Genomic DNA, 21,715 nt, shown 5'->3' on the forward strand with positions numbered 1-21,715 from the left:
GAACGTGTAACGTGCCTGCCATGGTTCCGAGCATCCCGGTCAGCGTCGACCTGGTCGTGCTCACCGTGCGCTGCCAGGCCCTCAGCGCGCTCGTCTGGCGTCGCGACAACCCGCCGTTCCTGCGGCGCTGGTCGCTGCCCGGCGGCTTCATCCAGCTCGACGAGGACCTCCCGCAGGCGGCCCAGCGCATCCTCGCCGAACGGGCCGGCCTCCCCGGCGCTCCTGTCCACCTGGAGCAGCTCCAGACCTACGGCTACCCTGACCGCGACCCCCGCCAGCGCGTCCTCAGCGTCGCCTATCTCGGCCTCGCCCCCGACCTGCCCGCCTCGGAGAAGGCCCACATGAGCTGGCAGCCGATCGACGCGCTGACCGCCATGGCCTTCGACCACCGCCGCATCATGCTCGACGGCGTCGAGCGAGCCAGGGCCAAGCTCGAATACACCTCGCTCGGCGTCGCGTTCTGCCCGCCGGAGTTCACGGTCGCGGACCTGCGCCGGGTGTACGAGATCGTCTGGGGCCGCCCGCTCGACCCGCGCAACTTCCACCGCAAGGTCACCAAGGCCGAAGGCTTCCTGGTGGAGACGGGCGCCTCCACGACCCGGGACGGCGGCCGCCCGGCCAAGCTCTACCGCCGCGGCCCCTCCGAGCTCCTCCACCCCCCGATGCTCCGCTCCCTGAAGGAATGACCCGTCAGCGATCCGACCCCGCGGATCGCCCGCCAGGAAGTCGTCACTTCGTCCGGGCCGAGGTCGTCACTTCGTCCGGCCTGAGGTCGTCAATTCGTCCGGGCCGGGATCGTCAGATTGACTGCAGGGCCTCCAGGATCGGGGAAGATGTCGGCGGCGGTCACGCAGAGCGTGCCGGGGGGAGCGTGGCTGATCTCGTCGCGGGCGCACACCGCGAATCGGAGATCTCCGGCCTCTGACGTCAGATGGGCGGCCTTCGCCGCGAGCCCCGAGATGATGCGGGACGCGTTCACCTTCCTGCTCCATTTCGCCTCTCCCACCAGGACCGGCCGCCGGGAGCGCCCGGTCAGCACGGCCGCGTCGATCTGGTGCTGGCCGTCAGCCTGCCACCAGGGCCCGATGGCGACGACCTGTGGGTGGATGTCGGCGGCCCGTAGCCGCAGATGATCGCGGAACGCCTCCTCCCAGGCGTCACCCAGATGGTCATTGAGGGAGTCGACGAGCACCGGAAGCACGGTCTCGCCGAGACCGCGGTCGATCTCAGGGAGCACGCGGGAAAGCGTGCCGAGATAGAAAGCGAGAAAGTTGTCCGCGATGCGGTAGATCTTCCGGCGGCTGCGGCCGGTATCGGTCACGGGCTGGATGCGTTCGACCAGCCGGAGCGCCAGCAGGTCGTTCAGGGTTCGGGTCGGATCGGCCCGGATCGCGTCCGCGATCTCGTTGTGCTTGGTGTAGCCCTCGGCGATGGCCTGGAGGGCCGCGGCCAAGTGGACACCTTTGCCGGCCTCTGTCGCCAGGACCAGATCTCCTTCCCGGATCATTTTGGCGTCGGGATGGCAGGCCAGGCGCGCGAGATTGCGCTCGATGGACAACTCCGAGCGCCACCAGGAGAGGTAGAGCGGCATGCCGCCGAGGACGCCGTGGACCAGCGCCCGATCGGCAGGTGTAAGGTCGGGCAGCATCTCCGCCGCCTCGTGCGGACGGAAGGGGTGAAGCTGCATGGTCAGGTCGAATCGCCCGTACAGGGGAGCTCGGTACTCCTGAACGGCCCTCATGGTCCGCACAGCCGAGCCGCACACGACGATCCGCAAGCGGGATCGGCCGTGGGTGTGGTCGAGGAAGGCACGGAGCACACCTTCGAGCTCAGGAGCCGAGGTGATCAGCTCGGGGAACTCGTCGAGGATGAGCAGGAGCGGCTCGTCCCCTGCTTCCCTGCTGAGGTTGTCCAGTGCCTCGTCCCACGTCTCATAGGGCCTGTTGGCCAGGTCTCGTGCGGACGAGGTGACCGTTGAGGCGGCCCTGCTGGACAGCTCCTGCAACTCCCGGGCAGGGATGCGTCCGCCGCCCGTGTGAAAGATCACCCGCTTGTCACGCGCGAAGTGCTGGAGCAGCGCGGTCTTGCCGACCCGCCGTCGACCCCAGATCAGTGCCGGGCGCGGAGTCCGCTCCTCCCACCAGTCCTGAAGCGTGCGAAGCTCGGCTTTTCTGCCGACGAAATCCATGACATCAGAGTAACCGACATCTTTGTCGGTGACAGGAATGTCGCCGACAAGGATGTCGGCAAGCCTGACGACCCATGGGTGTGGCGCTTCGGTCTGCTGCCTTATGGTGTGGCCATGCCTCGTTTCCGTCCGATTCTGGACACGATGCCCGCCTACAAGCCGGGCAAGGCCGTGATGACCCCCGACGGCCGGTCGTACAAGCTCTCCTCCAACGAGTCGCCCTACGGTCCGCTGCCTTCGGTGGTGGAGGCGATCGCCGAGGGCGCGCTGCAGGTCAACCGCTATCCCGACCCGGCCGCGGTCAAGCTGACCGAGGCCGTCGCGGAGCGGTTCGGCGTGCCGGTCGAGCACATCGCGCTCGGCGCGGGCTCGGTCACCGTGGCGCAGCAGCTCTTCGAGACCGTGGGCGAGCCCGGCGCCGAGGTGATCTACGCGTGGCGCTCGTTCGAGGCCTATCCGCTGCTGGCCGACCTGGCCGGGGTGCGGTCCGTACAGGTGCCGCTGGCAGGTGAGGACCACGACCTGGACGCCATGGCCGAGGCGATCACCCCCGACACCCGCATGATCTTCGTCTGCAACCCCAACAACCCGACGGGCACGGCCGTCAGGAGCCGGGAGCTGGTGGCGTTCCTCGACCGGGTGCCGGCGAACGTGCTGGTCGTGCTGGACGAGGCCTACCGCGAGTATGTGCGCGACGAGTCCGTGCCCGACGGCCTGGTCCTCTACCGCGACCGGCCCAACGTGTGCGTGCTGCGCACCTTCTCCAAGGCGTACGGCCTGGCGGGGCTGCGCGTGGGCTATCTGATCGGGCACGAGCCGGTGGCCACGGCCGTGCGCAAGACGATCATCCCCTTCGCCGTCAACCACCTGGCCCAGGTGGCGGCCATCGCGTCGCTGAAGGCCGAGGACGAGCTGCTCGAACGGGTGGACACCGTGGTCAAGGAGCGCACCCGGGTGCGTGAGGCGCTCATCGCGCAGGGCTGGACGGTGCCGCCCTCGGAGGCGAACTTCGTCTGGCTCAGACTGGGCGAGCGCACCATGGACTTCGCCGCGGCGTGCGCGGTCGAGGGTGTGGCGGTGCGCCCGTTCGCCGGGGAGGGGGCCCGGGTCTCCATCGGCGACCCGGAGGCCAACGACGCGTTCCTGACGGCCGCGGCCGCCTTCAGGCGACCCTGACCTCCTCCGGCTCGGGCTTGGGCGTCTTGGGGCGTCGCTCGGTGGACACCACCAGGGCGACGCCCACCAGGATGATCAGGCCGCCGGCCAGGATCTGCCAGGTGACCTGCTCGCTCAGGATGAGCACGCCGAGGAGCACCGCGACGACCGGGTTGACGTAGGCGTAGGTGGACACCAGCGAGATGGGCGCGTTGCCGAGCAGCCAGCTGTAGGCGGTGAAGCCGATCAGGGAGCCCACCAGCACCAGGTAGACGAGCGCCGCCCAGGACCGGCCGGAGACCGCGGCGATGTCGAGGTGCTCGCCCGCGGTCAGGCCCACCACGACCATCCCGGCGCCGCCGACGAGCATCTCGACGGTGCTGGCGGCGAGCGCGTTGGCGGGCATCGCGATCCGCGACGACAGGAACGAGCCGACCGACCACGATCCGGCGGCGAGCAGGATCACCACGATCCCGGCCGAACTGCCCGAGGTGCCGCCGCTCAGCGACACCGCAGCCACGCCACCGAAGCCGACCAGCACCCCGGCCAGGGTGAGCACCTGCGGCCGGTCCCGGAACGCGATCCTCAGCACCACCAGCCACAGCGGCACGGACGCGACGAGCAGGGCGGCCAGGCCGCTGGAGATGTGCTGCTCGGCCACGGCCACCATGCCGTTGCCGCCGGTCAGCAGCAGCAGTCCGACGACCGCCGCGCCGCCGAGCTGCCGCGCCGTCATCCTGAACGGGGCCAGCCCCTTCCTGATGACCAGGAATCCACCGAGCAGCACCGCCGCGGACACGAACCGCAGGGCGCCGCTGAGCATGGGCGGCATGGTCTCGATGACGATGGCGATGCCGAGATAGGTCGAACCCCACACCACGTAGACGACGCCCAAGGCTCCCCAGACAAGGAGTCGGCGCCGCTTGTCATCAGTGTCAACTGTCATGACTCATGACAATAGTCCCCGGCTCCGACATTTCGCGCGCGGATATCAGACGCTGAGATGGTGGCAGGCGGCCTTCGCACCAGCGGGGAAGGCTTCGCGGTCGACTCCGCCGCAGGCGGGCCGGCCGGTCGAAGGACCCGGTGCCGGCCGCGACGTCCGCCTGCAGGCGGAGGACCAGATAACGATTGGTGCCCCCGTCCGAATCCCGTCGATCGGGGGCGTCGAAAACATACCCCTCAATCAGTGCGGTCAACCGCTGAAATCAGAAGTGTCAACCCCCGATCCGCAAAAGTCCGTACACGAAGCTGGAGGCCCGCCGCCGTCTAGGGGGAAGGCAGACGGCGGGCCCCGGTATCAGCGCGGCCCCAGCTTCTCCACGATGAGCCGGTAGAGCTGCCTGGGCCGTCCCGGCTGCGGCGTGCGGTTCGGCGGAAGCGGCCACGCGAGTCCCTCGTCGACCAGCGTGCGCAGCAACCGCCGAGCCGTGCGCGGCGTCACCCCCAGCATCTTCCCCGCGCCCTCGGCGTCCACCACGGTGTCGCCGCCTTCGAGCTTGGCCGCCAGCCGGGCCAGCACCTCGACCCCCTTGGGCTTGAGCGCGGTGGTCCCCGTCGGCGGCATCCGGGGCGCCGGGATCAGCGCCCTCCCCTCCCGGTCGACGGCGAACCCCTGCGCCTGTTTACCTGTCTGGGTGCGTGCCAGCGCGGCCCGTGCGTGCGACTCGGCGTCGTGCGTCGTACGGCCCATGCCCACGCCCACCTCGACCGCCAGCCCCAGCTCGTCCCGGATCCTGCCGGCGAACGGCAGCACCCGGAACCCGTCGGTGGCCGCCGCCACCGAGCCCCTGGTCGCGGTGACCAGGTAGCTGTGATCGTCGATCGGCCAGACGGTGGCGTTGATCCGGTTCGCCTCCTGGACGAGCAGCCGGTGCAGCGACAGCCGCAGCTCGTCGCGCCAGTAGCGCGGCGCCGCGCGGCGCACGGGCTCGCGCAGCGTCGGCACCTCCACCAGCACGACGGTGAGCTGTGACTCCTCCAACCGGTGGTGCGCGCCCAGCAGCGCGGCGGTGTGCAGCGCGGTGCGCACGGCCGCCGACGTCGGCCTGATCCTGATGACGGGCACGCCCGAGGTCTGCAGGCGCTCCGCCACGGCGGGCAGACACGTCAGCGCTCCCGTGGTGATCCCCTGCCGGGACAGCCGCTCGTGGTAGGCGGCGATGGTTCCCGTCGCCCCCGGCTCGTCGCGGCTGTGCACGTCCGTCGCCGGAATGCCCAGATCGGTGTACGCCTCCTCGACGTCGGCGCGGCTGACCACGTCGACGCTGACCCGTTGTGGATCGACGCGTGGATCAAGCGCCGCCTTGGCCAGCGCCGCCACCAGTGCCGCCCCGCCGAGCTGGACGTAGGTGGCGGGCATCGTCAGCACGCCGGAACGCCTCGCCAGGTCGTACGGGACCGGACTGGCGAACAGGCACGCGTCCACGCCGGGACCGAGCCGGGTCACCTTGTCAGGCGCTTCCTGCTCGTCGCGGTACGCGGCTGCCACCAGCCGGCAAGGCAGCGGCGCTGCGGCGTGACCCATCAGCATGACGCGCTCGACCAGATCATGGGGTCCGACCACGCCAATAGTGAGGTCCGGTGTCATGGCGCCCGGGCGTGACACTCGGGGTGTTTCTTCGGCCCTCTCGACCAATGTTCGTCCCATCCTGCGGTCCGTTGCAGTGCTCTCTTTTGGAACGATCGCTCGCGGGGGCCGTAATGTCACGCCCGACTTTTCCGGAAAGCCGTTCTGGTTGACCACCCGAGAAGACGTCTCAGCAGCTCAACGCGCCATTCCCAACGATTTTCAACCCTCGGAAATCTCTCGTGTAATGTCCGCTCCCAGTGCCCGCATTCGCGTGGCGAGATCTGCGTGGCCGCGATCGATGAGGTATCCCGAGTCGATGACGGTCTCGCCTTTGGCGGCCAGTCCGGCGAGCACCAGAGCTATACCCGAACGCAGATCGTGAGCCGTTACGCGAGTGCCGGTCAGCGGAGTGGCGCCGCGCACGACCGCCCGGCTGCCGTCCACCTCCACGTTGGCGCCCATCTTGTTCAGCTCGCCGGCGAGCGCGAAGCGGCCGTCGAAGATGCGCTCGTGGATGTAGCTGGTGCCGTCGGCGAGAGCCGCCACGGTCATCATCGGTGACTGCAGGTCGGTGGCGAAGCCCGGGTAGGTGTCGGTGATGATGTTGATCGGCCGCAGCGGGCCGTCGCAGCGGACGTGCAGCACCGCGCCCTGCCGGGCGAAGTCGACGCCCATCTGCTCCAGCTTGTAGCGCACCACGCCCAGGTCGAGGCCGGTGCCGACGAGGCTCAGCTCGCCCTGCGTGATGGCCGCCGCCATGGCGAACACGCCCGCGTCGAGCCGGTCCGGCATCACGGTGTGCTCGACGGCGTGGAGCTCGTCCACACCCTCGACGGTGATGAACCCGGTGCCGCCGCCGCTGATGCGCGCGCCCATCTTGGCGAGCATGTCGATGACGTCGAGCACCTCCGGCTCCAGCGCCGCGTTCTCGATCACGGTGGTGCCCTTGGCCAGGGCGGCGGCCATGATCAGGTTCTCGGTGCCGGTGTGGGAGGGGGTGTCGAGGTAGAGGGTGGCGCCGGTCAGGCCGGAGGCCTTGACGTGGATGACGGTCTCGCCCTCGTCCACGATCGCGCCGAGCCGCTTGTAGCCGAGGTAGTGGAAGTCGAGGTTGCGGCTGCCGAGGTTGCAGCCGCCGACCCCCTCCACGATGGCCTCGCCCAGCCGGTGGAGCAGGGCCGGGGTGAACAGGACCGAGCCGCGGAAGCGCCGGGCGATCTCGGCGGGGAGCACCGGGCTGGTCAGGCGCGAGGCGTCGATCACCAGCGTGCGCTCGGACTCGTGCAGCTCGACGTACGCGCCGACGGCCTCGGCGAGCTCGACCGCGCGGCGTACGTCCTCGATCAGCGGGACGTTGCGCAGCACGGTGCGGCCCTTGGCGGCCAGCAGAGCCGCACCGATCATCGGCAGCACGGCGTTCTTCGCGCCCTGGATGAAGGCGGTTCCACGCAGTGCGTTGCCACCGCGCACGCGGTAACGGACCATTCGTGCTGCTCCTCGGGAAATTATCGATCGGGAAAGAGGGTGAAGGTCGATCCGGCCAACAGTAGCCGCTCACAACACCTGGCCCAGCCGAATCATCCGGTAAAGGAAGTCCCAGTGATGCGCTCGTATGCCTCCAGGTATCGCTGCCTGGTGCGCATGACCACTTCGTCCGGCAGGCGAGGTGGGGGATTTGTGGAGTTTTTGTCCCATCCGGATTCGGGCGACGTTAGCCAATCACGGACATACTGCTTATCGAATGATGGTTGCGGTCGCCCCGGCTGCCACTCATCGGCCGGCCAGAATCGCGACGAGTCGGGGGTGAGGACCTCGTCTCCCAGGGTCAGCACCCCGTCGGCGTCCCAGCCGAGCTCGATCTTGGTGTCGGCCAGGATGATGCCCCGCTCGCGGGCGATCTCCGCGCCGCGCGTGTAGACGGCGAGCGTGACGCGCCGCAGCTCCGCCGCCGTCTCCGCGCCGACCTGGGCCACCACCTGCTCGTAGGAGATGGGCTCGTCGTGCTCGCCCTGGGGCGCCTTCGTCGACGGCGTGAAGATCGGCTCGGGCAGCCGGGACCCGTCGACGAGCCCCTCGGGCAGCCGTACGCCGGAGACCGTCCCGTCACGGTGGTACTCGCTCAGCCCGCCACCCGTGAGATAGCCGCGCGCCACGCACTCCACCTGCACCATCGTCAGCGGCCTGACCAGCACGCTGCGCGCGGTGTCGCCCGGCGCCACGACGTGGTTGGGCACCAGGTCGCGGAGCCGGTCGAACCACCACAGCGACATCTGGGTGAGGATCGCGCCCTTGTCCGGGATGTCGGGCTCAAGCACATGGTCGAAGGCCGAGATGCGGTCGGAGGCGACCATCAGCAGCAGACCCTCGTCGGTCTGGTAGAGGTCGCGGACCTTGCCGGAGTGGAGGTGCTTCATCGGGCGATGTCCGTCCTGTGGAAGGAGCCGCGCATCTCGATCCGCGACACCAGGTCGTAGGCGTTGCGGCGCGCGCTCTCCTGGTCGGGCCCGCTGCCCACCACGCTCAGCACCCGCCCGCCCGCGGCGACGATCTCGCCGTCCACCCGCGAGGTCCCGGCGTGCAGCACATAGGCGTGCTCGGCCGGCTCCAGCCCCTTGATCACGTCGCCCTTGACCGGGGCGCCCGGATAGCCTTCCGCCGCGATGACCACCGTCACGGCGGCCCCGCCCGCGAACACCGGATCCGGCCCCAGCTCACCCGTGGCGCACGCCATCAGCAGCCCGCCCAGCGGCGTCTCCAGCCGGTCGAGGATCACCTGGGTCTCCGGGTCGCCGAACCGCGCGTTGAACTCGATCACCTTGGGCCCCTTGGCGGTCAGGGCCAGCCCGACGTACAGCACGCCCTGGTAGGGGAGCCCGCGCCGGCTCAGCTCGCCGATCGTGGGGTGCACGACCTCCCGCATGACCTGCTCGGTCAGCCCCTCCGGCGCCCACGGCAGCGGCGTGTAGGCGCCCATGCCGCCGGTGTTGGGCCCCTGGTCGCCGTCGTAGGCCCGCTTGAAGTCCTGCGCCGGCTGCAGGGGCACCGCGGTGCTGCCGTCGCAGAGCGCGAACAGCGACACCTCGGGCCCGTCCAGGAACTCCTCGATGACGACCCGCTCGCAGGCCGCCGCATGGGCCAGCGCCACCTCGCGGTCGTCGGTGACCACCACGCCCTTCCCGGCCGCCAGCCCGTCGTCCTTGACGACGTACGGCGTCCCGAACTCCGCCAGCGCGGCCGCGGCCTCCTCGGCCGTCCGGCACACCCGCGCCTGCGCGGTGGGCACTCCGGCGGCCCGCATGATGTCCTTGGCGAAGGCCTTGGAGCCCTCGATCATCGCCGCCTGGCCGGACGGCCCGAAGCAGGCGATGCCCGCCTCGCGCACCGCGTCGGCCACCCCGGCCACCAGCGGCGCTTCAGGGCCCACCACCACGAGGTCGACCCTCAGCCGCCGGGCCAGCCCGGCGACCTCCACCGGATCGACGGGGTCGACGGGGTGCAGCCTCGCGACCTCCTCGATCCCGGGATTCCCCGGAGCACAGTGAAGCTCGCTGACCTGGGGATCGAGTTTGAGCGAACGACACAGGGCGTGCTCACGCCCACCGGAACCTACGACTAGAACGCGCACCCGCCCATTCTCGCAGCCCACGGTCCCTGCCCGTCCCCGCCCCGGCCACTCCCCGCCACGCGAATGCGGGCGAGTACCGTTGTGCCGTTACCTCTCTGTGGTAGCTTGAGGCGGCTCTGTGGTCTCTTGTGTGATTGGAGGTGGTCCGGGATGAAACCTGGTGATCCCAGCAGTACGTGCTCGTACACGTACACCCCAGATACCCCCGACCACTCCAATCCGGCAGCCTGATCGTGCCTCCACGCATTCTTTTCGATTGAGGTGACATTTCATCGCGCGTGGAGCGTGCCAGGTCGGGCGGAAAGAGACTGCCATGCGCTCGTCGACACTCTTCCGTCGCATCAACCGTCACCCCGTACTGCGTCACCAGCCGCGCCAGCACGCGCAGCCGGTGCTTGAGGTCCGCGTGCCTCCCGTCGACTCCATCGTCGAGTACGCCGCCTACATCGACGGCCGCAAGACCACCGCCTCCGGCATCGTGGAGTGCCTGGACCTGGTCCGCAGCCACAACAAGGACTCCGGCGGCCCGAAGGCCTTCGTCTGGGTCGGGCTGCACGAGCCCGCGGCCCCCGAGGTGGAGTGGCTCGCCGAGGTCTTCGACCTGCACCCGCTGTCGGTGGAGGACGCCGTCAAGGCGCACCAGCGGCCCAAGGTCGAGCGCTACGGCGACTCCCTGTTCATGGTCCTCAAGACCATCGCCTACCTGGACCACGACGAGCTGACCGCGACCAGTGAGATCATCGCCACCGGCGAGATCATGGTGTTCCTCGGCGTGGACTTCGTGGTGACCGTGCGCCACGGCCGGCACTGCCCGCTCGCGGAGGTGCGCGAGCGCATCGAGGACCGCCCCGAGCTGCTGGACCGCGGCCCGTCGGGCGTGCTGCACGCGATCTCCGACCACGTCGTGGACCGCTACCTTCAGGTGGCCGACCTCATGCAGATGGAGCTGGAGGAGGTCGAGGCCACCGTGTTCGCGGACGTCAGCTCCCGCGACATCAACCGGATCTACCAGCTCAAGCGGGAGATGCTGGAGCTCAAGCGGGCGGTCACCCCGTTGCAGGCGCCGCTGTCCGCCCTGCCCCAGCGGCGGGTGATCCCGTCGGAGATGCGCGAGTACTTCCGTGACGTCGGCGACCACCTGTCCCGGGTCTGCGAGCAGGTGGAGTCCTCCAACGAGCTGTGCAGCTCGATCCTGCAGGCGGCCCTGGCCCGCTCGAACGCGCTGGCCAACGAGGACATGCGGAAGATTTCGTCCTGGGTGGCGATCCTGGCCGTGCCCACGATGATCGCCGGCGTCTACGGCATGAACTTCGACTTCATGCCCGAGACCAAGCAGGTCTGGGGCTACCCGGCCGTCCTGGCCGTGATGATCACCGCCTGCGTCGTGCTGCATCGCGGCTTCCGCCGCAACGGCTGGTTGTAATCAGACGCTGTAGTCAGACCCCGACCGGCTTGAGCGGGCCGACCGGCTCGGGCAGCTCGAGCCCGCGCTCCTGCCACACCTCACGCATGCGGTCCGGGTAGTCGGTGACGATGCCGGACACCCCGAGGTCGAGCATGCGCGCGGCGAGCGCGTGGTCGTTGACCGTCCAGACCGCCACGTCCAGCCCTGCCGCCGCGGCCTGGGACATCAGCCGCTCGTCCACCATGGCGTGCTCGGGCGAGAGCGTGGTGGCCCCAGCGTCGCGGGCGGCGGCGGGCACGTCGTCGCCCAGCGGGCCGTTCCAGTCCAGCGTGTCGAGCTCGATCAGCGCGAAGCGCCGCGTGTCGGGAGCCAGCTCGGCCGCGCAGCCGAGGATCCGCCAGTCGAAGCTCAGGATCGCGGCGTTGCGCAGCCTGCCGTGCCGGTCGAGCTCGTCGATCACCATCTCGGTGAACAGCCCGGGGTCGGCGGTGAGCGCGGGCCTGGTCGGGTCGGACTTCAGCTCGACGTGCAGGCGTACGCCCTCGGCGGCGTAGGCGCCGGCCAGCCCGAGCACCGCGCCGAGCGTGGGCATCCGGGTGTCGGGCATCGCCACCTGCGTCACCGCGAAGACGTCGTCGGGGTGCCGGGGCAGCCGCACGCCGACGTCCAGGGTGCGCAACTGCGCGAGGCTCAGCGAGTTGATGGGCTTGCCGACGTACGGGAAGGCGGGGTCGTCCGGCGTGACCGGTCGCGTGTCGGCGCTGGTCACGGCCGAGACCGTGAGGTCATGCGTCAGCACGAGCCGCCGATCGGCGGTGAGCGCGACGTCGAGCTCGAGCGCGTGCACTCCGAGCTCCAGCGTACGGCTCATGCCGGGCAGCGTGTTCTCGGGCCAGAGGCCTCTCGCTCCCCGATGACCATGTATCTCAACGCGCACACCGGGGACACTACCGGGCGCGGGTCACCTCCACGCGCCGCCACGCCGTGTCCTTTTTGCGGTGATACGCGGAGTCGCTACCGCTGGTCGAGCGGCCAAGAGGTAACAACCTTCGCTTCACTTGCCGTACCCGATATTGAATCGATAAGTGCAACACCGTTGCAATAAGCTGGGGAACCATGACGGAAGCTCTCGTAACTACCCAACTCGACATTGTTCGGGCATGGGTGGACGGCTGGGTCATCTCTCGCAACACCCCGCCACCGGTCCCCGAGCCCTGGGGCTTCCGCGTCGACGTCGGCCTGCCCGGCCACGTGGCACGGCACATCCTGCCCACGCCGACGCCCGCCCTCGTCCAGCACCTGACGGCGGCCATCACCACCCCCGGCACCTGGCTGAAGCTCTGCGCCCCGGCGGAGCTGATCGCCCCATGGCTCCCGCCCACCTGGTCGATCGACCCGCCGGAGTTCATGATGACCAGCCCGCTGACACGCGAACGCGCCGAGTCGCCCGCCGGCTACACGACGGCGATCACCACCCGTTCCGACGTCACCGCCGCCCGCCTGCTGACGGAGACCGGCGAGATCGCTGCCCGCGGCCAGCTCGCCGTCGCCGGCCGGGTGGCGGTGGTGGACCGGGTCGAAACCGCCCCCGAGCACCGCCGCCGCGGCCTCGGCGGCGCCGTCATCCGGACGCTGATCGCCACCGCCGTCTCCAGAGGCGCGACCACCGGCGTCCTGGTGGCCACCCCCGAGGGCAGAGCGCTGTACGAGAGCCTCGGCTGGCGGCTGGTGACACCGGTGACCGCGGCGGTCCTGTCACCCCGTTAGGGGTCAGATCAGCGAGCGGATGACCAGCGTCTGGTCGCGGCCCGGCCCCACGCCGATGGCCGAGATCGGAGCCCCGCTCATCTCCTCCAGCGTGCGCACGTACGACTGCGCGTTCGGCGGGAGGTCGTCGAACGTCTTGGCGCCCGTGATGTCCTCCTGCCAGCCGGGGAACTCCTCGTAGATCGGCTTGGCGTGGTGGAAGTCCGTCTGCGTCATCGGGATCTCGTCGTGCCGGACCCCGTCCACGTCGTAGGCCACGCACACCGGGATCCGCTCCAGCCCGGACAGCACGTCCAGCTTGGTGAGGAAGAAGTCGGTGACCCCGTTGATGCGGGTCGCGTAACGGGCGATGACCGCGTCGAACCAGCCGCAGCGCCGGTTGCGCCCGGTGGTGACGCCGTACTCGCCGCCCGTCTGCCGCAGCCACTCGCCCATCTCGTCCTCCAGCTCCGTGGGGAACGGGCCGGAGCCGACGCGGGTGGTGTACGCCTTCAGGATGCCGATGATCCGGGTCAGCCGCGTCGGCGGGATGCCGGAGCCGGCGCAGGCGCCGCCCGAGGTGGGCGAGGAGGAGGTGACGAACGGGTAGGTGCCGTGGTCGATGTCCAGCAGCGTGCCCTGCCCGCCTTCGAGCAGCACGAACTTGCCCTCGTCCAGGGCGTTGCTCAGCACCAGCGAGGTGTCGGCGATGTGCGGCTTGAGCCGCTCGGCGTAGGCGAGGTACTCCTCCACGACCGCGTCCGGCTCGATGCCGCGGCGGTTGTAGAGCTTGGTGAGCACCTGGTTCTTCTCCGCCAGCGCCACCTCGATCTTCTTGGCCAGGATGCCCGGGTCGAGCAGGTCCTGGACCCGCACGCCCACGCGGTAGATCTTGTCGCCGTAGGCGGGGCCGATGCCGCGGCCGGTCGTGCCGATCCTGGCCTTGCCGAGGTAGCGCTCGGTGACCTTGTCCAGCGACTTGTGGTGCGGCATGATCAAATGCGCGTTGGCCGAGATGAGCAGCCGCTCGGCCGAGATGCCGCGCGCGGCCAGGCCGTCGATCTCGCCCAGCAGCACGCCGGGATCGATCACCACGCCGTTGCCGATCACGGGCACCACGTCCGGCGACAGGATGCCCGTCGGCAGCAGGTGCAGCGCGTATTTCTGGTCACCGATGACCACAGTGTGACCCGCGTTGTTACCGCCCTGGTAACGGACGACGTAGTCGACGTCGCCACCGAGAAGGTCGGTGGCCTTGCCCTTGCCCTCATCGCCCCATTGGGCTCCTACGAGAACGGCAGCCGGCATTGTGAGTCTCCCGAACACAAAACGAAACCCCTGGCGCAAGCACGACAGGGGCTCTTGCGTACAGAGACTACCCGAGTGGGCCCATTCGTCCCAAGCGCTAGCTCTTGGCCAGCGCGTCGTAGGCCTCCTGACTGCTGTCCTTGAGGAACTGGGTGCAGCGCTCGGCCTCGTCCTTCTCACCGATGGACTGGGCGGCCTTGGCCAGTGCGGCCAGGCAGCGCAGGAACCCCCGGTTCGGCTCGTGGTCCCAGGGGATCGGCCCGTGTCCCTTCCAGCCACTGCGGCGCAACTGGTCCAGGCCCCGGTGATAGCCGGTGCGGGCGAAAGCGTAGGAGGTGACCGCGTGGCCCTGCGCGAAGTATTCCTCCGCGAGCTGGGCCCAGGCCCCGGGATATGCGGGGAACCGGGCGGCCACGTCAGCGGCCTTGGCGCCTGCTTCGAGCGCCTCCCTGGCCTCGGGCAGATCCGGCAGATGCGTCGGGGGCGGCCCGGCGAGAAGGTTATCCATAGGACAAGTCATACCCGCCGGGCCGTCAATGTGGCTAGGAGATCTTCGTCCCACTGCTCTTGAGGTGCTCACAAGCCTCGACGACACGGGCGGCCATGCCGGCCTCCGCGGCCTTGCCGTAGGCGCGCGGGTCGTAGGCCTTCTTGTTGCCGACGTCGCCGTCGACCTTGAGCACGCCGTCGTAGTTGCGGAACATGTGGTCCGCCACCGGCCGGGTGAAGGCGTACTGCGTGTCGGTGTCCACGTTCATCTTGACCACCCCGTAGGAGATGGCCTCGTGGATCTCCTCCATCAGCGAGCCGGAGCCGCCGTGGAAGACCAGGTCGAACGGCTTCTCCTTGCCGTACTTGGCGCCGACCGCCTCCTGGATGTCCTTGAGCACGCCGGGCCGCAGCTTGACGTGACCGGGCTTGTAGACGCCGTGCACATTGCCGAACGTGGCGGCCAGCATGTAGCGGCCCCGCTCGCCCAGCCCGACGGCCTCGGCGGTGGCCAGGGCGTCACCCGGGGTGGTGTAGAGCTTCTCGTTGATCTCGCCGACGACGCCGTCCTCCTCGCCGCCGACCACGCCGATCTCCATCTCCATGATGATCCTGGCGCGGGCGCACTTGTCGAGGAGCTCCTCGGCGATCTGCAGGTTCTCCTCCAGGGGTACGGCCGAGCCGTCCCACATGTGCGACTGGAAGAGCGGGTCGAGTCCCTTGGCCACCCGCTCCAGCGAGATGTCGATCAGCGGCCGCATGAAGCCGTCGAGCTTGTTCTTCGGGCAGTGGTCGGTGTGCAGGGCCACGGTCACCGGATACTTGGCGGCCACCACGCGGGCGTACTCGGCCAGCGCGGTCGCGCCCACCACCATGTCCTTGACCGTGGCGCCCGACAGGAACTCGGCGCCGCCGGTGGACACCTGGACGATGCCGTCGCTCTCCGCCTCGGCGAAGCCGCGCAGCGCGGCGTTCAGCGTCTGGGAGGAGGTCACGTTGATCGCTGGGTAGGCGAACCCGCCAGCCTTGGCACGGTCGAGCATCTCGGCGTAGACCTCTGGGGTCGCTATAGGCATGAGTCATCTCCCTGAGAAGTACGGCTTCGCGGTGCCAGTATCCCGGTCTGCTACCCGCCGTGGTAGAGACAACGCCCGCTCGGCTTTCGCGGCTGCTCAGGAGGGGGCGCCAGCGGCGAACAACGGGAAAGCCGCCTTACCACCAGGTACGCTCCCCACTGTGGGACGCCACAGGTCAGCCCCGATGGGCCCCGCCCGCCTGATGCTCGCCGTGCTCGCGGCCGTGGCCGTGGTGACGCTCCTGGTGATCGGCGGGCGGGCGCTGTTCGCCTCGGCCGGTGGCGAGCGGGTGCCCGAGCGCGAGCCCGCCTCCGGCAGTCCCTCCAGCAGCGCCCCGGTGCCGACCGTGCGCATCGAGTGCGTGGCCGACACCTGCCCCCTGGTGACCGTACGGGTGCCCGGTGGCGACGTGCTGCAGCACCGTGACATGAGCAGGGGCGAAGAGGTCAGCTACTTCGAGCCGGAGCTGGACGTGGTGCTGTCCGACGCCGGCACGGTCCGCGTCACCGAGAACGGCGAGCGGCGGCCTCAGGGGGAGCCGGGGGAGCGGGAGGCCTTCACAGCCCGAGGTCCTGGAGCGTGAAGGCCGTGCGGTAGTCCAGGCCCTCCTCCGCCATCCGGGCGCTCGCCCCCCTGTCGACGATCGTGGCGACCGCCACCACCTCGGCGCCCGCCTCGCGCAACGCCTCGACGGCGGTCAGCGGGGAGGAGCCGGTCGTGGAGGTGTCCTCGACCGCCAGCACCCGCCTGCCCTTCACCTCCGGCCCCTCGATCCTGCGCTGCATGCCGTGCGCCTTCTGCGCCTTGCGCACCACGAACGCGTCCAGCGTGCGGCCCCGCGCCGCCGCGGCGTGCAGCATGGCCGTCGCCACCGGGTCCGCGCCGAGCGTGAGCCCGCCCACCGCGTCGAACTCCAGATCCGCGGTGAGGTCGAGCATGACCCGCCCGACCAGGGGCGCGGCCACCCCGTCGAGAGTGATGCGGCGCAGGTCGAGGTAGAAGTCGGCCTCCTTGCCGGAGGAGAGCACCACGCGGCCGTGCACGACGGCCTTCTTCTTGATCTCGGCCAGCAGGCTGTCGCGGTCTGTCATGGAACCAAGCTTAGAGTCCGGATCAGGTGATCCAAGCCCCTCCCATAGGCAAAGAGGCGCGTTCGGTTTAACCATGGGGGTGGGTGCGGAATGACTGTGCGGGCAACGGTTCGTAACCGCGAGGTCACTATGAGTTTGGAATCACCGCAGAGCGACACAGAGCTCCTTCATGCCGTCAGAGCGGGCAATGCCCCCGCCTACGGCCGGCTCTACGAGCGCCACGTCGCGGCCGCCCGCGCCCTGGCCCGCCAGCTCGTCCACGGCGAGGACGAGGTCGAGGACGTGGTCGCCGAGTCCTTCACCAAGATCCTGGACCTGGTGGGCCGCGGCGGCGGGCCGGACACCGCCTTCAGGACCTACCTGCTGACCGTGGTCCGCCGGACCGTCCACGACCGCTCCCGGGTCCAGATCCACCAGGTGACGAGCGGCGAGGTCGAGCTGTTCGACCCCGGCATGCCCTTCACCGACCCGGCGCTGACCGGGCTCGAAGGCTCGCTGATCGCCAAGGCCTACCTGTCGCTGCCCGAGCGGTGGCGCGCCGTCCTCTGGCACACCGAGGTCGAGCGCGCCCGGCCCGCCGACGTCGCGCCGCTGCTGGGCCTGTCGACCAACGGGGTGGCCGCGCTCGCCTACCGGGCCCGCGAAGGCCTGCGCCAGGCCTACCTGCAGGCCCACCTCGCGAGCTCGCCGCCGCCCGAGTGCAAGCCGGTGCTCGGCAGGCTCGGCGCGTACGTCAGGGGAGGGCTGACCCGGCGCGACGCCAAGGCCGTGGACGAGCACGTGAGCGACTGCTCCGGCTGCCACACCGTCCTGCGGGAGCTGACCGAGGTCAACCGGAGCCTGCGCGCCGTCGTCGGCCCTCTCGTCCTCGGCACGGCCGCCGCCGGCTACGCCACCGCGATGACCGAGCCCGGCTTCGCCCACGGCTGGCTGATGACGAGCGGCCTGCCACGCGCCCTCGGCCTGATGCGGCGGCTGCCCGGCCGGCAGTGGCTCGTCGTGGCCGGCGGGGCCGCCACGGTGCTGGCCGTGGCCGCCTCCTTCGCCCTGGTCCCCGCCGACCCGCCGGCCCCGGTCACCCGATCCGCGGGGTCCGTCCAGCCGTCACCCCTCCAGGCGCCGCCCCTGACCCCCTCCCACGTCCTGCCCACCCCCCTTCCCGAACGCGTCCCCGCCCGCGAACCCGCCGCACCTCCCGCCCACGACCGCCCCGAACCGGCCAGAGCGGGCCTGCGCGCCACGATCGCCGTCATGGGCTCGCTGGTACGCGCCCAGCGCGGGATCGTCGCCATGCGCCTCCACAACGACGGCGACGCACCCAGCGAGGAGATCTACACAGCCATCGAACTGCCACCGGGCGTCACCGTGGTGACCCCACGCCCCGACAGCGTCACCCCGATCACCCAGCCCGCGCCCGCTGACGGCCTGCAAGAAGCAGGAGCGCCCCCCGAGACCCACTCGGCCCGGTCGGGCCGTGTCGGCAGGGTGGCGCAGGTCGCGTCAGGTGGTCGTACCAGGAGTGGGGTGGCGGTCGCGGCGGGCGGCGGGGGCGCTCCCGTACGGCCGGTGGGGATCGCGGACGGCTGGTCGTGCCGTCCGGCCGGGAGCGGAGCGAGGTGTGCCAGGAGGCCGCTGGCTCCGGGGCGCAGGACGGCGGTGTTCCTGCGGGTGCAGGTGGCCGCCGAGGCGCCGGTCGGCAAGAGGCCTGCCCTGCGGGTCGAGGCCGGCTCCGTCAAGCTCACCGCGAGGGCCGCCACGGGGGTGCGGCCCTCCGGTGTCCCCGCCAGATTCGCCGCCGACGGCAAGGTCACCGTCAGGGCGGTCGGCAACTCGTTCCTGACCTGCCCGGCCGAGCGCGAGGACTGCCTGGAGGCCCGGCTCCGCAGGGGAGACCAGCGCGACAACGACCTGTGGCCGATGCGCCTGCTCGACGAGGACAGGGCGGCCGGCACCCACGCCTCCAGCGGGGCCGAACTCGCCCTGCCCAAGGGCGGCCGCGTCGTCTGGGCGGGCCTCTACTGGTCCGCGACCGCCACAGAAGCCGGCCCCATCAACCTCAGGCCCCCGGGGCGCAAGCGCTACGTGACCATCCACCCCAGCCAGGTGGCCCACCGCGACCTGCCCGCAGGACCCGCCTACCAGGCGTACGCGGACGTCACCGGCCTGGTCGGCGGGGTCCGCCGCCAGGGAACCTGGTGGGCGGCGGACGCACCGATGGGCGCCCTGCCCCCCGACTACGAATCCGGCCCGTCATCCGACGAGGCGGCTGCGCCGATGGGCAACCCGCAGTCCGCCCCTGGGACACGCGCGCCTGCGGAAGCCGTCGCGCCGGTGGGGGTGGCTGTCCGCGCCGGGCTCGGGGGGCACGCGGGGTGGAGTCTCGTGGTGGTCGCCACCGACCCGCGCAGGCCGTACAGCCAGGCTGTCGTGCTTGACGGCGCCGCCGTGATCGGCGGCGGGACGGGGCCGGTACGGATGCCGCTCGGTGGGCTGGAGCCCGCCGGCTCGCCCGCGCGGGCGGAGCTGGTGACCTGGGAGGGCGACGCCGACCTCGGTGGTGACAAGGTGTCGCTCGGCTCCGGCCCGCTGGAGCCGGCCGGGGGTGACCGGGATCCGACGAACGTGTTCGACGGCTCCTCCAACGGTGTGGCGGAGATGACGTTCGGTGTCGACGTCGATACGGTCAGCGCCGAACTCAGGGCCCGCCCGGGGCTGGCGATCGTCGCGGAGAAGGACGTCGTGCTGTTCGGAGTCGCCGCCGTGAGTGTGCGAGCACGACCGTGACCGATATCAGGACAAACTGGTACGGTTCGCCTAATTGGCAAGGCACAGCGCAGGTCCAGGGGCGAATCGTCGGGATTAACCCTCGCACGATCACCAGCTTTCATTACCCTGAGACAGGGCCGCCGAGTCCGGCTCTGACGGTGCAGAGCCAGCAAGTCGGACCACCAAGAAAGGGGCGGTGTCAGTGGATCGCTGCGCGCTGTTCGTGGACGCTGGCTATCTGCTGGCCGACGGCGCGATGGCCGTACATGGGACCCGCCATCGCGAATCCGTCTCCTGGGACTACCCAGGTCTGCTGCAGCTCCTGTCGGGCCTGTCAGGTGAGCGTACCGGCCTGCCGCTGCTGCGCTGCTACTGGTACGAAGCGACGGTCGAAGGCCGCCGCACCCCCGAGCACGACGTGCTCGCCGACATCCCCGGCCTCAAGCTGCGCCTGTCGCGCATCCGGCCGGGCCGCCGCGAGGGCGTCGACGCGCAGGTCCACCGTGACCTGATGACCCTGGCCCGCAACAACGCCATCTGCGACGCGGTCGTGGTCAGCGGTGACGAGGACCTGGCCCAGGTGGTCTGCGACGCGCAGGACCTCGGCATCAGAGTCACCGTGGTGCACATCGCCGCCGACGCGAGCTGGGCCGTGTCCCGCACGCTCAGGCAGGAGAGCGACGACCTCATCGAGCTCGGCGGCGCCAACCTGCGCCCCTACGTCACCCTGGTGACCGGCACGAGCGAGGCGTCCAACGGCCACCACCAGGCGGTCAGCAACGGCCACGGCTCCCACTCGCTGCCGCCAGCCACCTCGTCGCCGCCGCCTTCGCTGCCGGCCCCGTCGCTGCCGTCGGCGATGCAGTCGTCGCTGCCGCCCGCCTCGTCGAGCACCGGCAGCCACGCCTCGCAGCACTCCGGCAGTCACGCCGCACACCACTCGGGCGCCCAGGCGCAGAGCCAGCCGTCCTCCAACGGTCCCTCCGCCGGCCGCGGGCAGTCCTCCAACCCGCCCGCGCTGCCCACCTACTCCTATTCCGATCCGCCCTCACCCTCGCCTTCGCAGCAGTCGGCGCCGGCCACCGGCCCCATGCAGCAGCAGTCGCCGACGACCGGCCAGTTCGCCTCCCCGGCCAGCAGCGGCACCTACCAGCCGTCGCAGCTCGGCGCCTACACGGGCCCGCAGTCCGCGCCCGTCGCGCCGCCGTCCGCCGCCACGGCCGGAGCCACCACGCTGTCCGACGCGGTCAAGTCCGCCCACCGGGAAGGCCACGACTTCGGCGAGTCCGTGGCCCGCGACGCCCCCGCACTCTGGCTTGAGGCCGTCCTCGCCCGCAAACCCCGGATGCCCTCGGACCTGGAGGCCCGCCTGCTCCAGGGCTCCTCCCTCCCGATCGACTTCCTCCTGCACGACGAGGTCCGCCACGCCCTGCGCCGCGGCTTCTGGGACGCCCTCGAACGCGCCAGACACTGACAGCAGCGACCCACGCAGACGGCGTCGCCGGCTTGCGGGCCCTCCCGGGCCGGCCGTAAGAGCATCTTCTTTGAAGGTCTCCACCGGAGCGGCCCCGAGAGGCGCGAGGTGCCGATGGGAGGAGAGGCCTTCCCAGAATGGCCCCGGAGGAGAGGGGCTTGTCGGGGGAGGGTGCCCGAGGAGGGGTTGTTACGCGAGGGCGTCGAAGCCGGAGCGGAGGCTGGCGACGCGGTCGGCGAGGTCGGTGAGGGGTGTGGTGAGAGCGGGGTCCTGGGACTTGCGGGCGAGCTCGCGCACCCGGGCGAGCTCCTCCTCGACGGCAGTCAGCCGCCGGGACAGCTCCGGCAGGACCGCGCCCTGTTCGCCCGCGCCCGGCGGCAGCTCGCCGGCGAGGCGGTCGCGCAGGAGGGAGGCCTGCTCGGCGAGCCGCTTGTTCATGTTGTACAGCTCGCTGAACACCGACACCTTGGCCCGCAGCACCCACGGGTCGAACGGCTTGGTGAGGTAGTCGACGGCGCCGGCCGCGTAGCCCCGGAAGGCGTAGTCGGGCGCGCTGTCGACCACCGTCAGGAAGATGATCGGGATGTTGCGGGTGCGCTCACGCCGCTTGATGTGCGCGGCGGTCTCGAACCCGTCCATGCCGGGCATCCGCACGTCCAGCAGGATGAGCGCGAACTCGGTGTTGAGCAGCGCCTTGAGCGCCTCCTCGCCGGACCTGGCGCGCACGGGCACCAGGTCGAGCGAGCTGAGGATGGCCTCAAGCGCGATCAGGTTCTCCTCGCGGTCATCGACCAGGAGGATCTTCGCTCGATCGGACATC

General features: G+C 70.5%; 19 protein-coding genes. 7 read left to right on the plus strand and 12 right to left on the minus strand.

Annotation, left to right across the window (positions count from 1 at the left end; genetic code table 11):
• Nucleotides 1–20: 20 nt before the first annotated feature.
• The gene (locus ACTMTF_RS42020; RefSeq protein ID WP_441115691.1) at nucleotides 21–686 is read left to right on the plus strand and encodes an NUDIX hydrolase; all 666 of its coding nucleotides are present in this window, start codon (nucleotides 21–23) and stop codon (nucleotides 684–686) included.
• Nucleotides 687–775: 89 nt separating this feature from the next.
• Here the strand turns inward: ACTMTF_RS42020 and ACTMTF_RS42025 are convergent, their stop codons facing one another.
• Nucleotides 776–2,188 carry an ATP-binding protein gene (locus ACTMTF_RS42025; RefSeq protein WP_441115692.1) on the minus strand — a complete coding sequence of 471 codons (1,413 nt, stop codon included), beginning with the start codon at nucleotides 2,186–2,188 and terminating at the stop codon, nucleotides 776–778.
• 114 nt (nucleotides 2,189–2,302) lie between these two features.
• Between ACTMTF_RS42025 and hisC the strand changes: the two genes are divergently transcribed.
• On the plus strand, nucleotides 2,303–3,364 hold the full coding sequence (hisC, locus tag ACTMTF_RS42030; RefSeq protein WP_441115693.1) for a histidinol-phosphate transaminase: 1,062 nt from the start codon (nucleotides 2,303–2,305) through the stop codon (nucleotides 3,362–3,364).
• Here the strand turns inward: hisC and ACTMTF_RS42035 are convergent.
• From ACTMTF_RS42035 to purD, 5 genes are all read right to left on the minus strand, one after another.
• Nucleotides 3,351–4,289, minus strand: a complete 939-nt coding sequence (locus tag ACTMTF_RS42035; protein ID WP_441115694.1) for an EamA family transporter — start codon at nucleotides 4,287–4,289, stop codon at nucleotides 3,351–3,353. The genes hisC and ACTMTF_RS42035 overlap by 14 nt on opposite strands.
• A gap of 354 nt (nucleotides 4,290–4,643) precedes the next feature.
• Nucleotides 4,644–5,933 carry a GTP cyclohydrolase IIa gene (locus ACTMTF_RS42040; protein ID WP_397006604.1) on the minus strand — a complete coding sequence of 430 codons (1,290 nt, stop codon included), beginning with the start codon at nucleotides 5,931–5,933 and terminating at the stop codon, nucleotides 4,644–4,646.
• Between the two features lie 201 nt (nucleotides 5,934–6,134).
• Nucleotides 6,135–7,400 (minus strand): UDP-N-acetylglucosamine 1-carboxyvinyltransferase, encoded by a 1,266-nt coding sequence (gene murA, locus ACTMTF_RS42045; RefSeq protein ID WP_397006602.1) that lies wholly within the window; start codon nucleotides 7,398–7,400, stop codon nucleotides 6,135–6,137.
• 92 nt (nucleotides 7,401–7,492) lie between these two features.
• Nucleotides 7,493–8,329: a phosphoribosylaminoimidazolesuccinocarboxamide synthase gene (locus ACTMTF_RS42050; protein WP_441115695.1), complete on the minus strand. Its 837-nt coding sequence runs from the start codon at nucleotides 8,327–8,329 to the stop codon at nucleotides 7,493–7,495.
• Nucleotides 8,326–9,540 (minus strand): phosphoribosylamine--glycine ligase, encoded by a 1,215-nt coding sequence (gene purD / locus ACTMTF_RS42055; protein WP_441115696.1) that lies wholly within the window; start codon nucleotides 9,538–9,540, stop codon nucleotides 8,326–8,328. The genes ACTMTF_RS42050 and purD overlap by 4 nt, the downstream gene beginning before the upstream one ends.
• A gap of 313 nt (nucleotides 9,541–9,853) precedes the next feature.
• Between purD and corA the strand changes: the two genes are divergently transcribed.
• Nucleotides 9,854–10,963 carry a magnesium/cobalt transporter CorA gene (corA, locus tag ACTMTF_RS42060; protein WP_441115697.1) on the plus strand — a complete coding sequence of 370 codons (1,110 nt, stop codon included), beginning with the start codon at nucleotides 9,854–9,856 and terminating at the stop codon, nucleotides 10,961–10,963.
• A 13-nt stretch (nucleotides 10,964–10,976) separates the two neighbouring features.
• On the opposite strand, the gene ACTMTF_RS42065 is transcribed toward corA, so the two are convergent.
• Nucleotides 10,977–11,882, minus strand: coding sequence for a glycerophosphodiester phosphodiesterase family protein (locus ACTMTF_RS42065; protein WP_441115698.1), 906 nt, complete (start codon nucleotides 11,880–11,882; stop codon nucleotides 10,977–10,979).
• 179 nt (nucleotides 11,883–12,061) lie between these two features.
• Here ACTMTF_RS42065 and ACTMTF_RS42070 point away from each other — a divergent pair, with 179 nt between their 5' ends.
• Complete coding sequence (locus ACTMTF_RS42070; protein WP_441115699.1) at nucleotides 12,062–12,712, plus strand: GNAT family N-acetyltransferase; 651 nt, start codon at nucleotides 12,062–12,064, stop codon at nucleotides 12,710–12,712.
• 3 nt (nucleotides 12,713–12,715) lie between these two features.
• Here the strand turns inward: ACTMTF_RS42070 and ACTMTF_RS42075 are convergent, their stop codons facing one another.
• From ACTMTF_RS42075 to fbaA, 3 genes are all read right to left on the minus strand, one after another.
• Nucleotides 12,716–13,999 carry an adenylosuccinate synthase gene (locus ACTMTF_RS42075; RefSeq protein ID WP_397006590.1) on the minus strand — a complete coding sequence of 428 codons (1,284 nt, stop codon included), beginning with the start codon at nucleotides 13,997–13,999 and terminating at the stop codon, nucleotides 12,716–12,718.
• Between the two features lie 97 nt (nucleotides 14,000–14,096).
• Complete coding sequence (locus tag ACTMTF_RS42080) at nucleotides 14,097–14,507, minus strand: DUF3151 domain-containing protein (RefSeq protein WP_441115700.1); 411 nt, start codon at nucleotides 14,505–14,507, stop codon at nucleotides 14,097–14,099.
• Between the two features lie 34 nt (nucleotides 14,508–14,541).
• Complete coding sequence (gene fbaA / locus ACTMTF_RS42085; RefSeq protein ID WP_441115701.1) at nucleotides 14,542–15,564, minus strand: class II fructose-bisphosphate aldolase; 1,023 nt, start codon at nucleotides 15,562–15,564, stop codon at nucleotides 14,542–14,544.
• Nucleotides 15,565–15,724: 160 nt separating this feature from the next.
• On the opposite strand from fbaA, the gene ACTMTF_RS42090 reads away from it, so the two are divergent.
• Nucleotides 15,725–16,147, plus strand: a complete 423-nt coding sequence (locus tag ACTMTF_RS42090) for a hypothetical protein (RefSeq protein ID WP_441115702.1) — start codon at nucleotides 15,725–15,727, stop codon at nucleotides 16,145–16,147.
• On the opposite strand, the gene pyrE is transcribed toward ACTMTF_RS42090, so the two are convergent.
• Entirely contained in the window at nucleotides 16,122–16,655 is a 534-nt protein-coding gene (pyrE, locus tag ACTMTF_RS42095; protein WP_397006582.1) for an orotate phosphoribosyltransferase, read from the minus strand. The genes ACTMTF_RS42090 and pyrE overlap by 26 nt on opposite strands.
• A gap of 129 nt (nucleotides 16,656–16,784) precedes the next feature.
• Here pyrE and ACTMTF_RS42100 point away from each other — a divergent pair, with 129 nt between their 5' ends.
• The gene (locus ACTMTF_RS42100; RefSeq protein WP_441115703.1) at nucleotides 16,785–19,439 is read left to right on the plus strand and encodes a sigma factor; all 2,655 of its coding nucleotides are present in this window, start codon (nucleotides 16,785–16,787) and stop codon (nucleotides 19,437–19,439) included.
• Nucleotides 19,440–19,623: 184 nt separating this feature from the next.
• Nucleotides 19,624–20,895, plus strand: a complete 1,272-nt coding sequence (locus ACTMTF_RS42105; RefSeq protein ID WP_441115731.1) for an NYN domain-containing protein — start codon at nucleotides 19,624–19,626, stop codon at nucleotides 20,893–20,895.
• Between the two features lie 189 nt (nucleotides 20,896–21,084).
• Here the strand turns inward: ACTMTF_RS42105 and ACTMTF_RS42110 are convergent, their stop codons facing one another.
• Nucleotides 21,085–21,714, minus strand: a complete 630-nt coding sequence (locus tag ACTMTF_RS42110) for a response regulator (RefSeq protein WP_441115704.1) — start codon at nucleotides 21,712–21,714, stop codon at nucleotides 21,085–21,087.
• Nucleotide 21,715 lies beyond the last annotated feature (1 nt).

Source organism: Nonomuraea sp. ZG12 (assembly GCF_052068115.1).
Classification (GTDB): domain Bacteria; phylum Actinomycetota; class Actinomycetes; order Streptosporangiales; family Streptosporangiaceae; genus Nonomuraea.